18 protein-coding genes are annotated in these 15,908 nt (G+C 66.3%); 10 read left to right on the forward strand and 8 right to left on the reverse strand.

Translation table 11 applies throughout. The features are described from left to right. Positions 1 to 39: 39 nt before the first annotated feature. From ACH13J_RS08005 to ACH13J_RS08020, 4 genes are all read left to right on the forward strand, one after another. Entirely contained in the window at positions 40 to 663 is a 624-nt protein-coding gene (locus ACH13J_RS08005) for a cation transporter (RefSeq protein ID WP_397542803.1), read from the forward strand. 132 nt (positions 664 to 795) lie between these two features. Then, the gene (gene rpmI, locus ACH13J_RS08010) at positions 796 to 996 is read left to right on the forward strand and encodes a 50S ribosomal protein L35 (RefSeq protein WP_397542804.1); all 201 of its coding nucleotides are present in this window, start codon (positions 796 to 798) and stop codon (positions 994 to 996) included. 14 nt (positions 997 to 1,010) lie between these two features. Further along, entirely contained in the window at positions 1,011 to 1,376 is a 366-nt protein-coding gene (rplT, locus tag ACH13J_RS08015; protein ID WP_397542805.1) for a 50S ribosomal protein L20, read from the forward strand. A gap of 107 nt (positions 1,377 to 1,483) precedes the next feature. After that, positions 1,484 to 2,371, forward strand: coding sequence for a fatty acid desaturase family protein (locus ACH13J_RS08020; RefSeq protein WP_397542806.1), 888 nt, complete (start codon positions 1,484 to 1,486; stop codon positions 2,369 to 2,371). 3 nt (positions 2,372 to 2,374) lie between these two features. On the opposite strand, the gene ACH13J_RS08025 is transcribed toward ACH13J_RS08020, so the two are convergent. Continuing rightward, positions 2,375 to 2,647, reverse strand: a complete 273-nt coding sequence (locus tag ACH13J_RS08025; RefSeq protein WP_397542807.1) for a hypothetical protein — start codon at positions 2,645 to 2,647, stop codon at positions 2,375 to 2,377. Positions 2,648 to 2,848: 201 nt separating this feature from the next. On the opposite strand from ACH13J_RS08025, the gene pheS reads away from it, so the two are divergent. Together pheS and ACH13J_RS08035 are read left to right on the forward strand one after the other, a co-directional pair. Next, positions 2,849 to 3,922: a phenylalanine--tRNA ligase subunit alpha gene (gene pheS / locus ACH13J_RS08030; RefSeq protein ID WP_397542808.1), complete on the forward strand. Its 1,074-nt coding sequence runs from the start codon at positions 2,849 to 2,851 to the stop codon at positions 3,920 to 3,922. 214 nt (positions 3,923 to 4,136) lie between these two features. Next, entirely contained in the window at positions 4,137 to 4,553 is a 417-nt protein-coding gene (locus ACH13J_RS08035) for a BLUF domain-containing protein (RefSeq protein WP_397542809.1), read from the forward strand. Between the two features lie 150 nt (positions 4,554 to 4,703). Here the strand turns inward: ACH13J_RS08035 and ACH13J_RS08040 are convergent, their stop codons facing one another. Then, on the reverse strand, positions 4,704 to 5,135 hold the full coding sequence (locus tag ACH13J_RS08040) for a BLUF domain-containing protein (protein WP_397542810.1): 432 nt from the start codon (positions 5,133 to 5,135) through the stop codon (positions 4,704 to 4,706). A gap of 179 nt (positions 5,136 to 5,314) precedes the next feature. Here ACH13J_RS08040 and ACH13J_RS08045 point away from each other — a divergent pair, with 179 nt between their 5' ends. The 4 genes from ACH13J_RS08045 to ACH13J_RS08060 all read left to right on the forward strand — a co-directional run bounded on the left by ACH13J_RS08045 (position 5,315) and on the right by ACH13J_RS08060 (position 9,876). Next, positions 5,315 to 6,193 (forward strand): nitrilase-related carbon-nitrogen hydrolase, encoded by an 879-nt coding sequence (locus ACH13J_RS08045; protein ID WP_397542811.1) that lies wholly within the window; start codon positions 5,315 to 5,317, stop codon positions 6,191 to 6,193. Between the two features lie 84 nt (positions 6,194 to 6,277). After that, entirely contained in the window at positions 6,278 to 7,663 is a 1,386-nt protein-coding gene (locus ACH13J_RS08050) for a hypothetical protein (protein WP_397542812.1), read from the forward strand. A gap of 99 nt (positions 7,664 to 7,762) precedes the next feature. After that, positions 7,763 to 9,049 (forward strand): ABC transporter substrate-binding protein, encoded by a 1,287-nt coding sequence (locus ACH13J_RS08055; RefSeq protein ID WP_397542813.1) that lies wholly within the window; start codon positions 7,763 to 7,765, stop codon positions 9,047 to 9,049. A 107-nt stretch (positions 9,050 to 9,156) separates the two neighbouring features. Then, positions 9,157 to 9,876, forward strand: a complete 720-nt coding sequence (locus tag ACH13J_RS08060) for a haloacid dehalogenase type II (RefSeq protein WP_397542814.1) — start codon at positions 9,157 to 9,159, stop codon at positions 9,874 to 9,876. 65 nt (positions 9,877 to 9,941) lie between these two features. Here the strand turns inward: ACH13J_RS08060 and ACH13J_RS08065 are convergent, their stop codons facing one another. From ACH13J_RS08065 to ACH13J_RS08090, 6 genes are all read right to left on the reverse strand, one after another. Further along, on the reverse strand, positions 9,942 to 11,336 hold the full coding sequence (locus ACH13J_RS08065) for a Do family serine endopeptidase (RefSeq protein WP_397542853.1): 1,395 nt from the start codon (positions 11,334 to 11,336) through the stop codon (positions 9,942 to 9,944). A gap of 205 nt (positions 11,337 to 11,541) precedes the next feature. Then, positions 11,542 to 11,736 (reverse strand): DUF2065 domain-containing protein, encoded by a 195-nt coding sequence (locus tag ACH13J_RS08070; RefSeq protein WP_397542815.1) that lies wholly within the window; start codon positions 11,734 to 11,736, stop codon positions 11,542 to 11,544. Continuing rightward, entirely contained in the window at positions 11,736 to 12,830 is a 1,095-nt protein-coding gene (locus ACH13J_RS08075) for an SPFH domain-containing protein (RefSeq protein WP_397542816.1), read from the reverse strand. Before ACH13J_RS08075 ends, ACH13J_RS08070 begins: the two co-directional genes overlap by 1 nt. Position 12,831: 1 nt before the next feature. Beyond that, on the reverse strand, positions 12,832 to 14,025 hold the full coding sequence (gene hflK, locus ACH13J_RS08080) for an FtsH protease activity modulator HflK (RefSeq protein WP_397542817.1): 1,194 nt from the start codon (positions 14,023 to 14,025) through the stop codon (positions 12,832 to 12,834). A gap of 69 nt (positions 14,026 to 14,094) precedes the next feature. Beyond that, entirely contained in the window at positions 14,095 to 15,450 is a 1,356-nt protein-coding gene (gor, locus tag ACH13J_RS08085) for a glutathione-disulfide reductase (protein ID WP_397542818.1), read from the reverse strand. Beyond that, positions 15,447 to 15,908 carry a hypothetical protein gene (locus ACH13J_RS08090; protein ID WP_397542819.1) on the reverse strand — a complete coding sequence of 154 codons (462 nt, stop codon included), beginning with the start codon at positions 15,906 to 15,908 and terminating at the stop codon, positions 15,447 to 15,449. Before ACH13J_RS08090 ends, gor begins: the two co-directional genes overlap by 4 nt.

Here is a 15,908-nt window from a genome sequence, read left to right on the forward strand (position 1 = left end):
AGACTATGTTTCGGCGCGTCTGAATCAAAGAGGTGATCAATGGCGGGATGTTGCGGCCACGCGGCGCGCTTCGACGGGGTGTCGCGTGACTACAGGCGACGCCTCTGGGCGGTCATCGCGATCAACGCGGCCATGTTTCTCGTCGAGATGGGGGCGGGCCACATGGCCGGGTCGCAGGCGCTCAAGGCGGACGCGCTGGATTTCGCGGGCGACGCTTTGACCTATGGCATTTCCCTCGCGGTGATCGGGGCTTCGGTGCGCGTGCGCACCGCGGCGGCGCTTGCCAAGGGCATCAGCCTCTTGCTCATGGGCGCATGGATTTTCGGCAGCACGGTGCACAAGGTGTTCGTCGTCGGGGTTCCGGAGGCCGGGATCATGGGGGCGATCGGCTTTCTCGCGCTGGCCGCGAACATGGCCAGCGTGCTGTTGCTCGTTCGCTACAAGGACGGCGACGCGAACGTGCGGTCCGTCTGGCTGTGTTCGCGCAACGACGCGATCGGCAATGTGGGGGTCATGATCGCCGCGCTCGGGGTGTGGGGCACGGCGTCAGGCTGGCCGGACCTCATCGTCGCGACGATCATGGCGGGCCTTTTCCTGTCCTCGTCAGCCCAGATCATTCGGCAGGCGTTGCAGGAACGGAACGCCGGCACGGCACGGGGCTGATGCGGCGGCCCGATCCCGCCGCCGACCCCCTTGCCTTGGCGGCGAGACACGCGTATACGGCCCGCTCACCCACGCGTCCGGCCCGAGTGGCATGCCGAGTCGCGTGCAACGACCGACCGAGAGGAGCCGGAAATGCCCAAGATGAAGACCAAGTCGAGCTGCAAGAAGCGGTTCAAGGTGTCGGCCAAGGGCCGCGTGATCGCCGCACAGGCGGGCAAGCGCCACGGCATGATCAAGCGCACCAACAAGTTCATCCGCAACGCGCGGGGCACCACCACGCTGTCGAAGCCTGATGAGAAGATCATCAAGCCGATGATGCCCTATTCGCGCTGAGGAGGACCTGAACCATGGCACGCGTCAAAGGTGGGACCGTTACCCACGCCCGTCACAAGAAAATCACCAACGCCGCGAAAGGCTATTACGGCCGCCGCAAGAACACGTTCAAGGTGGCCACGCAGGCCGTCGACAAGGCCAACCAGTACGCCACGCGCGACCGCCGGAACCGCAAGCGCAATTTCCGCAGCCTGTGGATCCAGCGGATCAATGCCGCCGTGCGCGCCCATGACGAAACCCTGACCTATTCGCGGTTCGTCAACGGGCTGAGCCTGGCCGGCATCGACGTGGACCGCAAGGTTCTGGCCGACCTTGCCGTGCACGAGCCGGATGCCTTCGGCGCCATCGTCGAGCAGGCAAAGAGCGCCTTGGCCAAGTAAGCCGGTCGCTTCGAGGGACCAGACAAGGGCGCCGTCGGCACATCGCCGGCGGCGTCTTTGCGTCGTGCACCATTGACGTCGTGACACGGCGATCAGACATTCGTGCCATGGATCACAAGCAATTCGCCGCCTCCCTTCCGCGCGAGACGCTGGCGCGGCTCTGCCAGACGCGGGACGCGCCCGGGCTGTGGCATCTTGCGGGACATCTCGGGCTGATCGCCTTGTTCGGCACCTGGATCGCGCAGGGCTGGTGGCTGTGGCCTCTGGCGCTGGTGGCGCAGGGGATCGCGCTGTGCTTTCTCTTCACCCTCCAGCACGAGGCGACGCACAAGACGCCGTTTGCCACGCCTTGGCTGAACGAATGCGTGGGGCGGCTCGCCGGGCTGCCGATCGTCCAGCCGTTCGAGTGGTTCCGCTATTTCCACCTCGCCCATCACCGCCACACCAACATCCCCGGCAAGGACCCCGAGCTGATCGCCGGGCAGAAGCCCGAGACGCGGGCGGACTATATCCGTCACGTGTCGGGCCTGCCATTCTGGACGGCGATGATCCGGCAGACGCTTGCCAACGCGGCCGGGCGCGATCCGGGCCCCTTTGTTCCGGAGCGCGCGCACCCGCGGGTACGGGCGGAGGCGCGGCTCATGCTGCTTGTCTATGCGCTGGCGCTCGCCAGTCTCACAGTGTCGCCGCTGCTGTTCTGGGTATGGCTCCTGCCATGCCTCCTGGGCCAGCCGTTCCTCCGGCTCTACCTGCTGGCCGAGCACGGGCGCTGCGCCTTCGTCACGGACATGTTCAGCAACACGCGCACGACACTCACCAACCGGGTCGTGCGGTTCCTTGCGTGGAACATGCCCTACCACGTCGAGCATCACACGCTGCCCAACGTCCCGTTTCACAAGCTGCCGGAACTGCATGACCACATGAAAGGGCGGCACAGGGTCACGGCCGACGGCTATGCAGCCTTTACCGCAGAATATGCCGCCGGCCTGAGATAGCCGTCACAGCATCGGCGGGCAGCTCGCCTTGGCGGGTGGCTGGCCGATATGGTGGGGATTGATGATCAGGTGCCATGTCACGCGGTACCCCGGTGCCCTTGCCCGCGAGTAGGAGCATCCCCCGGGGGTGGTGTACCACTGGCCGCTGTATCCCTCGGGTGGCCGCGGATGGTGCCCATCCTCCCCACGGGGCGACAGGACAAAGGCGGCGGCCTGTCCGGCGACGGCCATGGCGGCGGCGAAGGTTACAAGCGAAAGCATCGGTTTGTGCGGCATTACGGTCTCCGGTCTGTGGATGCGCCCCCGCCCCGCGCCCGTGATGCCATTCCCCTGCCCGCGCGCCGTGGCGGCGCTCCGGCGTTTTCATGGCGCTTCGTCTGCATTCTAGGCGGATTTTACGGGCCGTGCCCGCCGCTTGCATTCACCCGCCCGCACCGCTAGCAGATGCAGCGACGACACTGCCGGAGGCCAGCCGCCATGGACGATCTGCGCGACAAGTATCTTTCCCTCATCGCAGGGGCCGCCGACGAGGCCGCGCTGGAAGAGCTGCGCGTGCAGGCCGTGGGCAAGAAGGGCGAGATCAGCCAGAAGATGCGCGAACTGGGCAAGATGAGCCCGGAGGAACGCAAGGAGGCCGGCCCGAAACTCAACGCGCTCAAGGACGAGATCAACGCCGCGCTGGCCGCCAAGAAGCAGGCACTGGCAGACGCCGCGCTGGACGAGAGGCTGCGGGCCGAATGGCTCGACGTCACGCTGCCCGGCCGCCCCCGCCGGCAGGGCAGCATCCACCCCGTGTCCCAGGTGACCGAGGAGGTCACGGCGATCTTCGCCGACATGGGCTTTTCCGTGGCCGAGGGGCCGCAGATCGAGAGCGACTGGCACAATTTCGACGCGCTCAACATCCCCGGCCACCACCCCGCCCGGGCCGAGATGGACACCTTCTACATGTGCCGCGAAGAGGGCGACACGCGGGCGCCGGACGTGCTGCGCACCCATACCAGCCCGGTGCAGATCCGCTCGATGGAGCTCGCCGGCGCGCCCCTGCGGGTGATCTGCCCGGGTCGCGTCTACCGCGCGGATTACGACCAGACGCACACGCCGATGTTCCACCAGGTCGAGGGGCTGGCGATCGACACCGACATTTCCATGGCCAACCTGAAATGGTGCCTGGAAGAGTTCGTGAAGGCGTTCTTCGAGGTCGACGACGTTGAGCTGCGCTTCCGCGCGTCGCATTTCCCCTTCACCGAGCCCTCGGCCGAGGTCGACATCCGCTGCTCGTGGCAGGGCGGCACGCTGAAGGTGGGCGAGGGCGACGACTGGCTGGAAATCCTGGGCTCCGGCATGGTGCACCCCAAGGTACTGATGGCCGGCAACATCGACCCGGCCTACTGGCAGGGCTTCGCCTTCGGCCTCGGGATCGACCGGATCGCGATGCTGAAATACGGCATCCCCGACCTGCGGGCGTTCTTCGACAGCGATTTGCGCTGGCTGCGGCACTACGGCTTTGCCGCGCTCGACGTGCCGACGCTGCATGGCGGGTTGTCGCGGTAAGCCCAAGGGGCGACAGCAATCGTAGGGTGGGTCGCGCATCGACGGGCAGCGTGCATGTGGCCACCAAATCTCCGCCGCACGCCTCGATCCCGCGCGCAGGCATCACAGCAGACGAGCCTTTGGGGCGGGCAGGATTGCCCACCCTACCCGTCCGCGCCCGCCCATCGACAAACCCGGCATCTGCCCGTAGCCTGATCGCGAAAGGATCTCGCCAATGGCCCTGCATCAGCTTGTCTACGCCTCGCGCCCGTTCGGTTACGACCAGTCGATCCTGTCCAACATCCTGATGGATGCCCGCCGCGCCAACGCGCGCGACGACATCACCGGGGCGCTGATCGCCCGTCAGGACCTTTACCTGCAACTGCTGGAGGGCCCCGGGGACAAGGTGCGCGATGCCTACCGCCGGATCGCGCGCGACGACCGGCATGTAGAGGTGACCTGTCTCGTGGACCGCCCCGTTGCCGCACGCCTCTTTCCCGGCTGGGCGATGCGCGACGACCCCGCGGAAAGCTGGGTCTGGAGCATGGAGGCCGTGCGCGATGGCGCCGTGGAGCGCGCGACCGAGGCCGAGGTGCTGAACATCTTCGAAACGCTGGCATCGCGCAACGTCGTGCCCCCGCGCGACGGCTGATGCCTGCCGCCCAGCGGGGGCGAGGGACGTCGCGCACCGGGAATGGCCCCTGCCCGGGCCACGCCGCCTCATGCCGATAAACCCCTGCGCGGACGCGGGCGGCATCACGCGACCAATGGGCAACCTACCGTCACCCGCCCCAGAGGTGAGCTAACCGCCGCGGAATGACAGCAGGAAGCTTTCGATGAAAACGTGGCAGGCCGGGTCGCTGCTGGCGCGGCGCATCGTGTCACTCTTATGCAGCCGGCGCAGGTTGACAAACCCCTCGCGTGCCTCGGCCGGCGCCTCCTCCAGCGGTATGGCTGCCATCTCCCAGTCACCGAAGATGCGGGCCTCCACCTCTTCCGCGATGACGCGCGCGCAACCGTGATGACGGGGGTCCTGCTCGATCCGTGCATAACATGCCTCGACGGCATCGCGGGGGCCCTCCAGAACCTGCAGGAAACTCCCGTCTTGGTAGATCAGCAAACCTGTGATCCCCGCGGGCGGGTTCGCGCCGCGCGCCGTGCGAAGGATGCTGTCAATATCTTGGGGCCGGAACGCCCCGGATGCCGAGCTGAGATAGATGAGCCTGTAAAGCATAACCAGCCTTCTCCCCGGGAGGCGTGGATTCCAAATGCCGCCGACGAACTGTTGCAAGGGCTTGTGATTTCAAGGGCGTCCAACCGAGGTGCCGGACGCAGAATCCGGCCGCCGCACATGTTGACGCCCCGCACCGGCCCATGCAGGGCTTGGTGAAACGCCCAGCCGGAGGATCGCCCATGCCCCGTCCCCTCACGCTCGCCGCCGCGCAATTCGCCAGCGCCATAGGCGATCTGAAGGCCAATTTCACCGCGCATCACGACTGGGTCGACAAGGCCCGGGCCGCTGGTGCCGACCTGCTGGTGTTTCCCGAGCTGAGCCTTGTGGGCCATTACGGCGCCGAGGAGTTGCTGGACGTGACCATGAACAGCCGCGACCCGCGCCTGCTGGAACTTTCCCGTGCGGCGGGCGAGATGATCGTCATCGCGGGCTTCATCGAGGAGGGGCCGGGCGCGCAGTTCTACAACGCCGCGGGCGTCTACAAGAATGGCAAGCTGGTCTACATCCACCGCAAGATCAACCTGCCCTCCTACGGCAAGCTGATCGAGACGAAGTATTACGCGCAGGGCCGTTTCGTGGACACGCTGGAGATCACGCGCGACTGGCGGCTGGGGTTGCTTATCTGCGCGGACCTGTGGAACCCAGCGTTGACGCATCTGGCGTTCCTGCACGGTGCGACGCTCCTGGTGTCCCCCATCTCCTCCGGGGTCGAGGCGGTGGGGGAGGCCTTCGACAACCCCAGCGGGTGGGCCGCAACGATGCATTTCTACTCGATGATGTACGGCGCGCCCTCGGTGATGGTGAACCGCGTGGGGCCGGAGATGGACCTGACCTTCTGGGGCGGCTCGCGCATCCTCGGACCCTTCGGCGAAACGCTGGCGGTGGCGGGTGATGCGCCGGAACTTATCACGGCGCAGGTGGATTACGGCGAGGTGCGCCGCGCGCGCGCCCTGCTGCCCACCGTGCGCGACAGCAATATCGGGCTGGTCGAGCGCGAGACGAACCGCCTGATCGAACGGCTGGGCGTGCCGGACATCATCCGCGACGACGACCACTGAGCCCCGGCAGGCGGCAATTTGCCCCTTTTATCGGTGCCGGTGGACAGTACCCTGCACACGGCATGGTTCAGGGGGGGGCCGCAGATGCGGACATTGATCGCTGCAACTCTTCTGACCGTTCTGTCGGCCGTGGCCGTTCTGGCGCACGCGTCCGAACAGGGCTTTGTCCTGCTGCTGCCCACCGACATCTACATCTCCGCCGGGGCGGCGAGCGTGGCGCTGACGGTCGTTCTGCTTGCCATTCTGCCCCCCGGCACGGCGCATGCGCTATTCCGGACCGCCCCGCTGCCCAAGGTGCCCGCCACGACGACACGGCATGTCACGAGCTGCCTGGCCACGCTGCTTGTGGGATTTCTGGTCTGGCGCGGCTTTACCGGCCCGCGCGACCCGACGGCGAATCCCATGCCGCTCTTCGTCTGGACGGTTTGGTGGATCGCCATGGTCACCGTGCAGGGGTTGATCGGCAATCACTGGCGGTGGACGAACCCGTGGACCGGCGTCGCCGCCCTGCTGGCGCGCGCGACCGGCACGCGGGCGCCGTTGCGCTACCCGCGCCGGCTGGGTCACTGGCCGGCATTGGCGGGGTTCCTCGCCTTTGCCGGGTTCCTGCTGGCCGATACCGCACCCACCGATCCGGCGCGGCTCGCGGCCGTCGCGGGGTTCTACTGGTACGCGATGCTGATGGGGCTGGTGCTGTTTGGCCCGGCATGGATGACACGGGGCGAGGCGCTGACCGTGCTGATGCGCGCCTACCGGCGCACGGCGATGCTGGGCCGGTCGCGGGGCCGGGCGGCGATCGGTTTGCCGGGCTGGCAGGTGCTGGCCCGGCCGGCGCCGCCGCTGGCGCTGGCCGTTTTCATGGTGGTCCTGCTCGGAACGGGGAGCTTCGACGGGCTGAACGAAACTTTCTGGTGGATCGGGCTCATCGGGCTCAACCCGCTCGAATTTCCGGGCCGGTCGGTCGTTGTCCGCGAGAACCTGATCGGGCTGGTCGTGGCCAATGCGGCGCTGTTGTCCATCTTCGCCGCGTCGCTCTGGCTGGGAGAGCGGCTTGCCGGGACAGGGCGGCCGCTTGGCCACGCCATACGGCTGTTCGCCCCGTCAATCCTGCCGATCGCGCTTGGATATCATGTCGCCCACTACCTGACCGTTCTGCTGGTGGAGGGCCAGTATGTCGTCAAGCTGCTCAACGACCCGATGAATACCGGTGCGAACCTGCTGGGGCTGGGCGACTTCTACGTGACGACCGGTTTCTTCAATACGCCCGGCACCGTCAGGGCGATCTTTCTCGCGCAGGCGGGCGCGGTGGTTATCGGCCACGTCGTCGCCATCCTGCTGGCCCACGCGCTGGCTGTGCGGGACTCGGGGAGCACCCGACGGGCGGTGCTGGGGCAGGCGCCGCTGGCCGTTTTCATGGTGGCCTACACCTTTTTCGGGCTGTGGCTGCTGGCGTCGCCCCGCGGGGTATGACCGGCGCAAACGACTGGACAAACCGCGACACGCTCCGCAGAGTCGGGGCAACTCGCGTCGGGCAACGATGTCTCACGCACGCAACAAGGAGATTTTGCCATGACCAGACGGGTCCAAGGCACGACGCGCCGCGGCGCGCTCAAGACACTGGCGGGGGGCGCCGCGGGGGCCGCAACGCTTCCGCTCTGGGCGAGGTTCACGCACGCGCAGTCATCCGCGCCCATCAAGGTCGGCTTCCAGGTGCATCGCACGGGAATTGGCGCGGCATATGGCCGCTGGTACGACCGCACCACGCAGGCCGCCGCGCAGCTCATCAACGCGGCGGGCGGGATCAATGGCCGCGAGGTGCAGATCATCGCCGAGGATGATGGCACCGATCCCAAGCGCGGCGCCGAGGTGATCGAGAAGTTCGCCAACCAGCACCGGTGCGACGTGGGTTTCGGCACGCTGTTCTCGCACGTTGTCATCGGCTCCGCTCCCCGCGCGGGAGAGCTGAAACTGCCGTATTTCGTCGTCTCGGAGGGCACGCATGTCTCTTCGGGCCAGCTCAACCGCTACACGCTTCAGCCCGGCATCACGGACGTCAAAAGCCAGGTCATCGCAATGGCGCCATACATCGCCGGGAACCTTGGCAAGAAGGTCACGATGATCTTTCCCGATTACGGGTTCGGCTATAACCACCGCGACAACCTCGAGCCGGCGATCGAGGAACAGGGCGGAGAGGTGCTGGCCAAGATCGCCATCCCGCCGTCGGAGACATCGTTCACAAAGTACTTTCCGAAGATCCCGCGTGACACCGAGGTGCTTTATCACGTGATGGTGGGGCCGGCGGTGCTGACCTTCGTCAAGGAGCTGGGCGAATTCTTCGGGCCCTCGCGCCCCGAGATTTTCGGCTTCATCGACAGCCTGGAAGCGGTCGACATGGCCAGCCCGGGGCTGGAATTCCTCGACGGCACGTATTTCTGGGAGGGAATGCCGCGCCACGCACAGCCCGACCAGTCGGAGTACGACAGGTTCTATCGCGAAAAGGTCGGCGTGGATGACCGCGGCGCCTCGGTCAGCGCCCCCACCGACGTGTCGACCTATGGCCACATGTTCGGATGCTGGGAAACGCTGCACATCCTCAAACGCGGCATGGAGGCCGCAGGCTACGCCGGTCCCAAGGATCGCCCTGCCCTGATCGAGGCGGTCGAGGCGATGACCGACATGCCCCATTCCCGCGCGCATCCACAGGGCGCCAAGGTTTTCAACGGCAAAACGCACCAGGTGTTCGGCCACCAGTACATCAGCCGGGTCGAGGACGGGTTCCTGAGGCGGGTGCACACCACGCCGATCGAGGCTTCCTTCTATCCTGACGAGGTGGATTACACGACGCAGCCGCTCTGAGAAGCGGCTGTTCCAAGCTGCGCGCCCACGGGTGGATGCGCCGGGCGGCACCGTCGGCCGGGCCGGATACAGCCGCGCGTGCCAGCGCCATTCCAAGGAGGCAACAGGTGGACCTCACCGACTTCACGACGCTGACCTTCGATGTCTACGGCACGCTGATCGACTGGGAAACCGGAATGGTCAATGGCCTGAAACCGCTGACCGACAGGGTGGGCGGGCTGGACCGCGATACCGTTCTGGAGGCCCACGCCCATCACGAATCGACCGCGCAGGCCTGGACGCCGTCCCGGCCCTACCCCGAGCTTTTGGCCGTGGTCTACAAACGGCTGGCCGAGGAATGGGGAGTTTCCGCGCCGTGGGAGGAATGCCTTGCCTACGGCAACTCCGTCGGTGACTGGCCGGCCTTCGATGACAGCGCGGCGGCTCTGGCCTATCTGAAACAGCACTACCGGTTGGTGGTGCTTTCCAACGTGGACAACCACAGTTTCGCCCTGTCCGAGCGGAAGCTCGGGATCATCTTCGACGCGGCCTACACGGCTGGCGATATCGGCTCCTACAAGCCCGCCGACCGAAATTTCGACTACATGCTCGAAAACCTCGCCCGGCTGGGCGTTGAAAAGCACGGGATCCTGCACGTGGCCGAGAGCATGTTCCACGATCACGGTCCGGCAAACCGTCACGGGTTGGCGAATTGCTGGATCTACCGCCGCCACGACACGCCGGGATTCGGCGCCACACGTCATCCCGGCGACATGCCCCGTTACGACATGATGTTTCACTCCATGGGCGAACTCGCCGCCGCGCGCCGGGCCGGCACGCAGGGCTGAACGCAAACGAAAAGGGGCGTCCCGCGGGACGCCCCTTTCTGATCGCAAAGCGCGGGAAAACGTGCTTAGCCGTCGTTGTCCTGATCGACCGACAGCGCCACGAAGCGCGGCTCGCCCGCGCGGCGGACCAGAAGCAGGATGGACTTGCGGCCAGCCTCTCTTGCCTCGGCGATCTTGTCCTCGAAGTCGGAAATGCTGCGCAGTTTCTCCTGGCCGGCCTCTGCGATCACATCGCCCGCACGCAGCCCCTTGTCATACGCCTCCGACAGGCTCTCGATGTCCTTGACCACGAGGCCGGTGGCGTCCTCGCCCAGATCAAGCTGGCTGCGCAGCTCGTCGTTGAGCGGGGTCAGGGTCAGCCCCATCATGCTCTTTTCTTCCGGTTCCTGCGGGTCCGTGCCGGGTTGCGCAGCCGGCACCGACCCCTCGGCAACCTCGCGCCGGCCGAGCGTCACCTTCAGCGTCTTGGTCTTGCCGTCGCGGAACACCACGACTCGCACCGTCTTGCCGACCTCGGCGTTGCCGACGATCCGCACGAGCTGACGGGTGTCATCGACTTCCTTGCCATCAAAGGACAGGATCACGTCCCCCGCCTTGACGCCGGCCTCGGCGGCAGGGCCTTCGGGCACGTCCGTCACCAGGGCCCCGGCAACCTCCTCCAGGCCAATCGCTTCGGCCACGTCCTCGGTCACGTCCTGGATACGGACGCCCAGCCAGCCGCGGCGCGTCTCGCCATATTCGCGCAGCTGGTCCACGACGCGCGTCACGACATTGGACGCCATCGAGAAGCCGATGCCGATCGAGCCGCCGTCGGGGCTGAGGATGGCGGTGTTCACGCCGACCACGTCGCCGTTCATGTTGAACAGCGGACCGCCCGAGTTGCCACGGTTGATGGCCGCGTCGGTCTGGATGTAGTCGTCATACGTGCCGCTGAGCGCGCGGTTACGCGCCGACACGATGCCGGCGCTGACCGAGAACCCCTGCCCCAGAGGGTTGCCCATGGCGATCACCCAATCGCCCACGCGCGCCGTGTCGCTGTCACCGAAACTGACGAAGGGCAGCGGCTCTTCCGCCTTGACCTTGAGCAGGGCTATATCCGTCTTGGGGTCGGTTCCAACGACCTCGGCCGTCAGCTCCTTGCCCGAAAAGAATTCGACGATCACCTCGTCGGCCTTTTCGATGACGTGATTGTTCGTCACCACGTAGCCGTCCTCGGATATCACGAACCCCGAGCCGAGCGCCGAGGTCCGGCGGGGACGATCACCGTTACGGTCCTGGAATTCGCGGAAGAAATCCTCGAAGGGCGACCCCTCGGGGACGATCGGCGAGGGGCCCGTGCCCTGCGAAACCACGGTGGAGGTGGTGATGTTCACAACCGCCGGGCTGACCTTTTCGGCAAGGTCGGCAAAGCTTTCGGGGCGCGCTTGCGCGGCAATGGCCTGAGCAATGATGAGCCCCATCGCCAGGGCCGTCAGCCAGAACGCCCGCAGCGCGCCCGGATGATCGTTTCGAATCGATATGGCTTTTGAAGACACTGCGTTTCTCCTCCGGTTTCCCGGCCTCTGGGCCGGTCTGGAAAATGGTTGCTTCCAATGTAGGCAGCGGCGTGGCGTTCTCAAAGGGGCATGAATGTTGTCACGAACACGTGACCGCCGTTCCCGACGCTCAGGCGCCAAGCATTTTCGCGCACCACAGCAGCACCAGACCGAACGCGATGGAGCCAAGGCCGATCAGGCGCCGGCGATCTTCCGGCACCGCCCTGAGAGCGGCCAGCAACTGCTCCACGAGCGAAGGGGCCAGCGCATAGACCAGCCCCTCCACGACGAGAACCAGACCGATGGCCAGGAAAACGGTTCCCATTACTGCTCGGCCTGGTCACCGGCTCCTTCGTCCGGTTGCTCGGGCGCTGCGTCGCTGTCGCCGGTCGCGCCGGAGGTATCGCCCTCCTGCAGGCGCTCCTGCTCTTCCTTGATGCGCTCGCGCTCGCGCTCGGGCAGGTCCTCGGAAATCTCCGGCGACGGCGCCATGTCGCGCAGGGTGTCGATATCGACCGAATCCGCATCGACCTTGCCGAGACCGCTGGCACGGATCGGGTCGAACATTTCCGCCAGCAAGCCGCTTTCCGGCGTGAAGACCAGCGACGAGTTGCGCTCGGCCAGCGACCGCTCCACCGCCGAAAGGGACCGGTAGAAGGCGAAGAATTCCTCGTTGCTACCGAAGGCTTCCGCGTAGATCCGGCTGCGCTCGGCATCGGCCTCGCCTCGGATGATCTCCGCCTCGCGCTTGGCGTTCGACACGGTTTCGGTCACGGTCCGGTCGGCGGCGGCGCGCACGCGCTGTGCCGCCTCGTTACCACGTGCGATCTCGTCAGCGGCCTCGCGTTCACGCTCGGCCCGCATCCGCGCGAAGGTCGCTTCGAGGTTCTGCCGGGGCAGGTTGGTCTGCTTCAGCCGGACATCGACGATGTCGAGCCCGAGGCTGTCGGCACTGATGCTTGCCGCTTGCTGGATGCGCCGCGCAAGGTCACCCCGCTCCGCTGACAGGATAGTGTCGGATGTCACTTGGTCAGAGCCGAGCACCTCGCGGATCTGGGCATTGAGGATCGAGGACAGGCGATCTTCGGCGGCCCGTATACCACCGATACCAACGGCCTGGCGGAACTGCACCACATCATCGATGCGATACCGGGCGAACGCATCCACCACGAGGCGGCGATCATCCGACGGCGTCACCTCGATCGTTTCGCTGTCGAAGGACAGGATCCGGTCGTCATACCGCACCACTTCCTGGATGACGGGCAGCTTGAAGCCCAGCCCGGGCTCTTCCACGACCTGCTTGATCTGGCCGAACTGAAGCACGAGCGCCTTTTGCCGTTCGTCCACGACGAAGATCGCGGACAGGAAGACAATGAGAAGGACGACCAGCGCCGGAAGGATTAGGATCGATTTGCGCATGTCACTGGCCTCCGTCTTGGCTGTTACTCGACGCGCCGTTCTGGGTGGTGCCGGAGCGCTTCAACTGGTCGAGCGGCAGGTATGGCACGACGCCATTGCCGTCGCCGCTGCCGGCGAGTGATTCGTCGATGATCATCTTGTCGACGTTGCCAAGCGTCCGCTCGACAGTCTCGAGATAGAGGCGCCGCTGCGTGACGGCAGGGGCCTGGTTGAACTCCCGTGCGACGGAGACGAAGCGGCTCGCCTCGCCGATCGCCTCGTTGACCACGCGTGCACGATACCCCTCGGCCTCCTGCACGATCTGCGCGGCCTGGCCGCGGGATTCGGCCAGAACCCGGTTGGCATAGGCGTCGGCCTCGCGTTGCAGCCGGTCACGCTCCTGCTCGGCGGCCTGCACCTCGCGGAACGCGTCGATCACCTGTTGCGGGGGGTCGGCCGTGTCGAGGTTGAGGCGCACGACGTTGATGCCGCTATCGTACGCGTCCAGCGTCTCTTGGATGCTCTGGCGGGCGGAGTCGGCAATGATGCCGCGGTCACGGTTGAGAATGGGCGACAGGTTGCTGCGCGCAATGATCTCGCGCATCGTCGCGTCCGACACCGCCCGGACCGTCAGTTGCGGGTCGCGGATGTTGAACAACAGCTTCGACGGGTCCTTGACGTTCCAGACGACCTGGAAGTCGATGTCGACGATGTTGGCGTCGGTCGTCAGCATCAACCCGTCGCTGTTCCGGCCGCCGGTGGTGCCGATGTCCTCGGTGCGTTCCGAGGTGACGTTGACCACTTCGTAAGTCATCAAGGGCCATGGCGCGAAGTTGAGGCCCGGCGTGCCCACCGACGAGAAGCTGCCGAGGAACAGCTCGACGGACTGTTCTTCCGGCTTGACGGTGTAGAAGCTCGCCGCGCCCCACAGGACGAGCGCGATCGCCCCGCCAAGCAGCACGCTTCCCCGGCCGAAAGACGGGCCGCCCCCGTCCGGGCCGCCGCCGCCGCGGCCACCGCCACCGCGGCCGCCCATCAGAACCTTGAGCTGGTCCTGACCCTTCTTCACCAGTTCGTCGATCTCGGGCATCTGCGAGCCGCCCTCCGGCGGGCGCCGCCCGCCGCGATTGCCGCCGCGGCCATCGTCGCCGCCGCCGCCGCTGTTGCCGCCCGAATTTCCGCCGCCCCCCCAGGGACCGCCAGAATGTCCAGCCATGTAACCTCTTCCTCTGTTAAGGCGTTGTCATACGCATTTGGTTGTTACCTGTGTGTTGCAGGTCAAAAATCAACCTGTCCGAACCGGTGTCTTCATGGTCACTATCTCCTCGGACATGGTCGGATGCACGGCCACCGTCCGGTCGAAATCCTCCTTCGTCGCGCCCATCTTGACAGCCACGCCGGCAAGCTGGATCAGCTCGCCAGCACCGGGCGCGACGATATGACAGCCAAGCACACGACGCGACTCCCGACTGACGACCAGTTTCATCAGAACACGGTCCGCGCGTCCCGCGAAACTCTGCTGCATGGGCTTGAACGAGGTCGCGTAGATCTCGACAGGCCCCTGATCGCGGGCGTCCTCCTCGCTCAGCCCCACCGTGCCGAATTCCGGCTGCGTGAAGATCGCGGTCGGGATCAACTCGTGATCAACCGGGGTGGGATTGCCGTTGAAGACCGTTTCGACGAACGCCATCCCCTCGCGAATGGCCACGGGGGTCAGGTTGACGCGGTCCGTCACGTCCCCGATGGCATGCACGGAGGGCACGCTCGACTGGCTGTAGCGGTCCACGCTCACCTCGCCGCGGCGGCCGAGCGTGACGCCCGCCTCCTGCAACCCCATGCCGGCGGTGTTGGGATCGCGGCCCGTCGCGAACATGACCTTGTCGAAAACGCGCTCGGTCCCGTTGGTGGCCTTCACGCGATAACCGCCCTCTGCCGGCTCCATCGACAGGATGTTCGTGCCGAGGTGCAGATCGACGCCCGACTGTATCATCTCGTCGGCGATCAGGCCGCGCGCCTCCTCGTCGAAGCCGCGCAGGATCTGCGCCCCGCGGTAGTACTGGGTCACCTCGACACCGAGACCGTTCAGGATGCAGGCGAACTCGCAGGCGATATAGCCACCGCCGACGATCAGCATGGACCGCGGCAGTTCGTCCAGGTGAAAGACATCGTCGGACACCAGCCCGTGCTCGGCACCCGGAAGATCGGGCCTGACCGGGTGGCCGCCCGTCGCCACGAGGATGTGGCGGGCCGACATGGTTTCGCCGGTGGACAACTCGACGGTGTGCGCGTCCTTGAGAACCGCGCGCGCATCGAAACTCTCGACCCCGTTGGAGGACAGGATGTTGCGATAAACCCCCTCCAGCCGGTCGAGTTCGGCATGCAGCCGGCCCTTGAAGGCGTGCCAGTCGAATCCCCCGGCATGAACCGTCCAGCCATAGGCTTTCGCGTCCTCGACGTGACCCGGGTACTCGCTGGCGAAAACCATCAGCTTCTTGGGCACGCAGCCGCGGATGACGCAGGTGCCGCCATAGCGGTCCTGCTCGGCCAGCGCGACCCTGGCGCCGCCCTGCGCGGCCACGCGGGCGGCGCGCACGCCGCCCGATCCGCCCCCGATCACGAAAAGATCATAGTCGAAACTCATGCATCACCCCTGTCTGTTTCCGTGCCGGGCCGCCGGTCGGGCAGGTCCGGCCGCGCGGCGGCGATCGCCGCGCGCAGTCTTTCCAGCCCCTCGGCCCCGACGATCCTGTGCGCGAAGGCGACGTAGCGCTCCTTTTCCCCGGGCGGCCTGTAGGCGAGGATGCTGGCGCGGCGCCCGCCATCGAGCTTGGCCCAGGTCATCTGCGCGAAGGGGACGTGAACATCCCGCACCACGTGCCGTATCGTGAGGCCGTCCTCGCCGACCCGCACAGGCACGCCCCGCCGCGCGAGATCGAGCAGGAGGTACGCCGCCCATGCCGTGAAAACGCCCCCCAGGACCAGCAGCGCGGTGCTGTCCATGCGCAGCCCGTCGCGCATGTTCCACGCCGCCAGCGCCCCCGCGACCAACGCGGTCACGGCCACGAATATCGTCTGCTGTGGCGTGCGGCGTATCTGCAT

Source organism: Roseovarius salis, from assembly GCF_044472985.1.
Lineage (GTDB): Bacteria > Pseudomonadota > Alphaproteobacteria > Rhodobacterales > Rhodobacteraceae > Roseovarius > Roseovarius salis.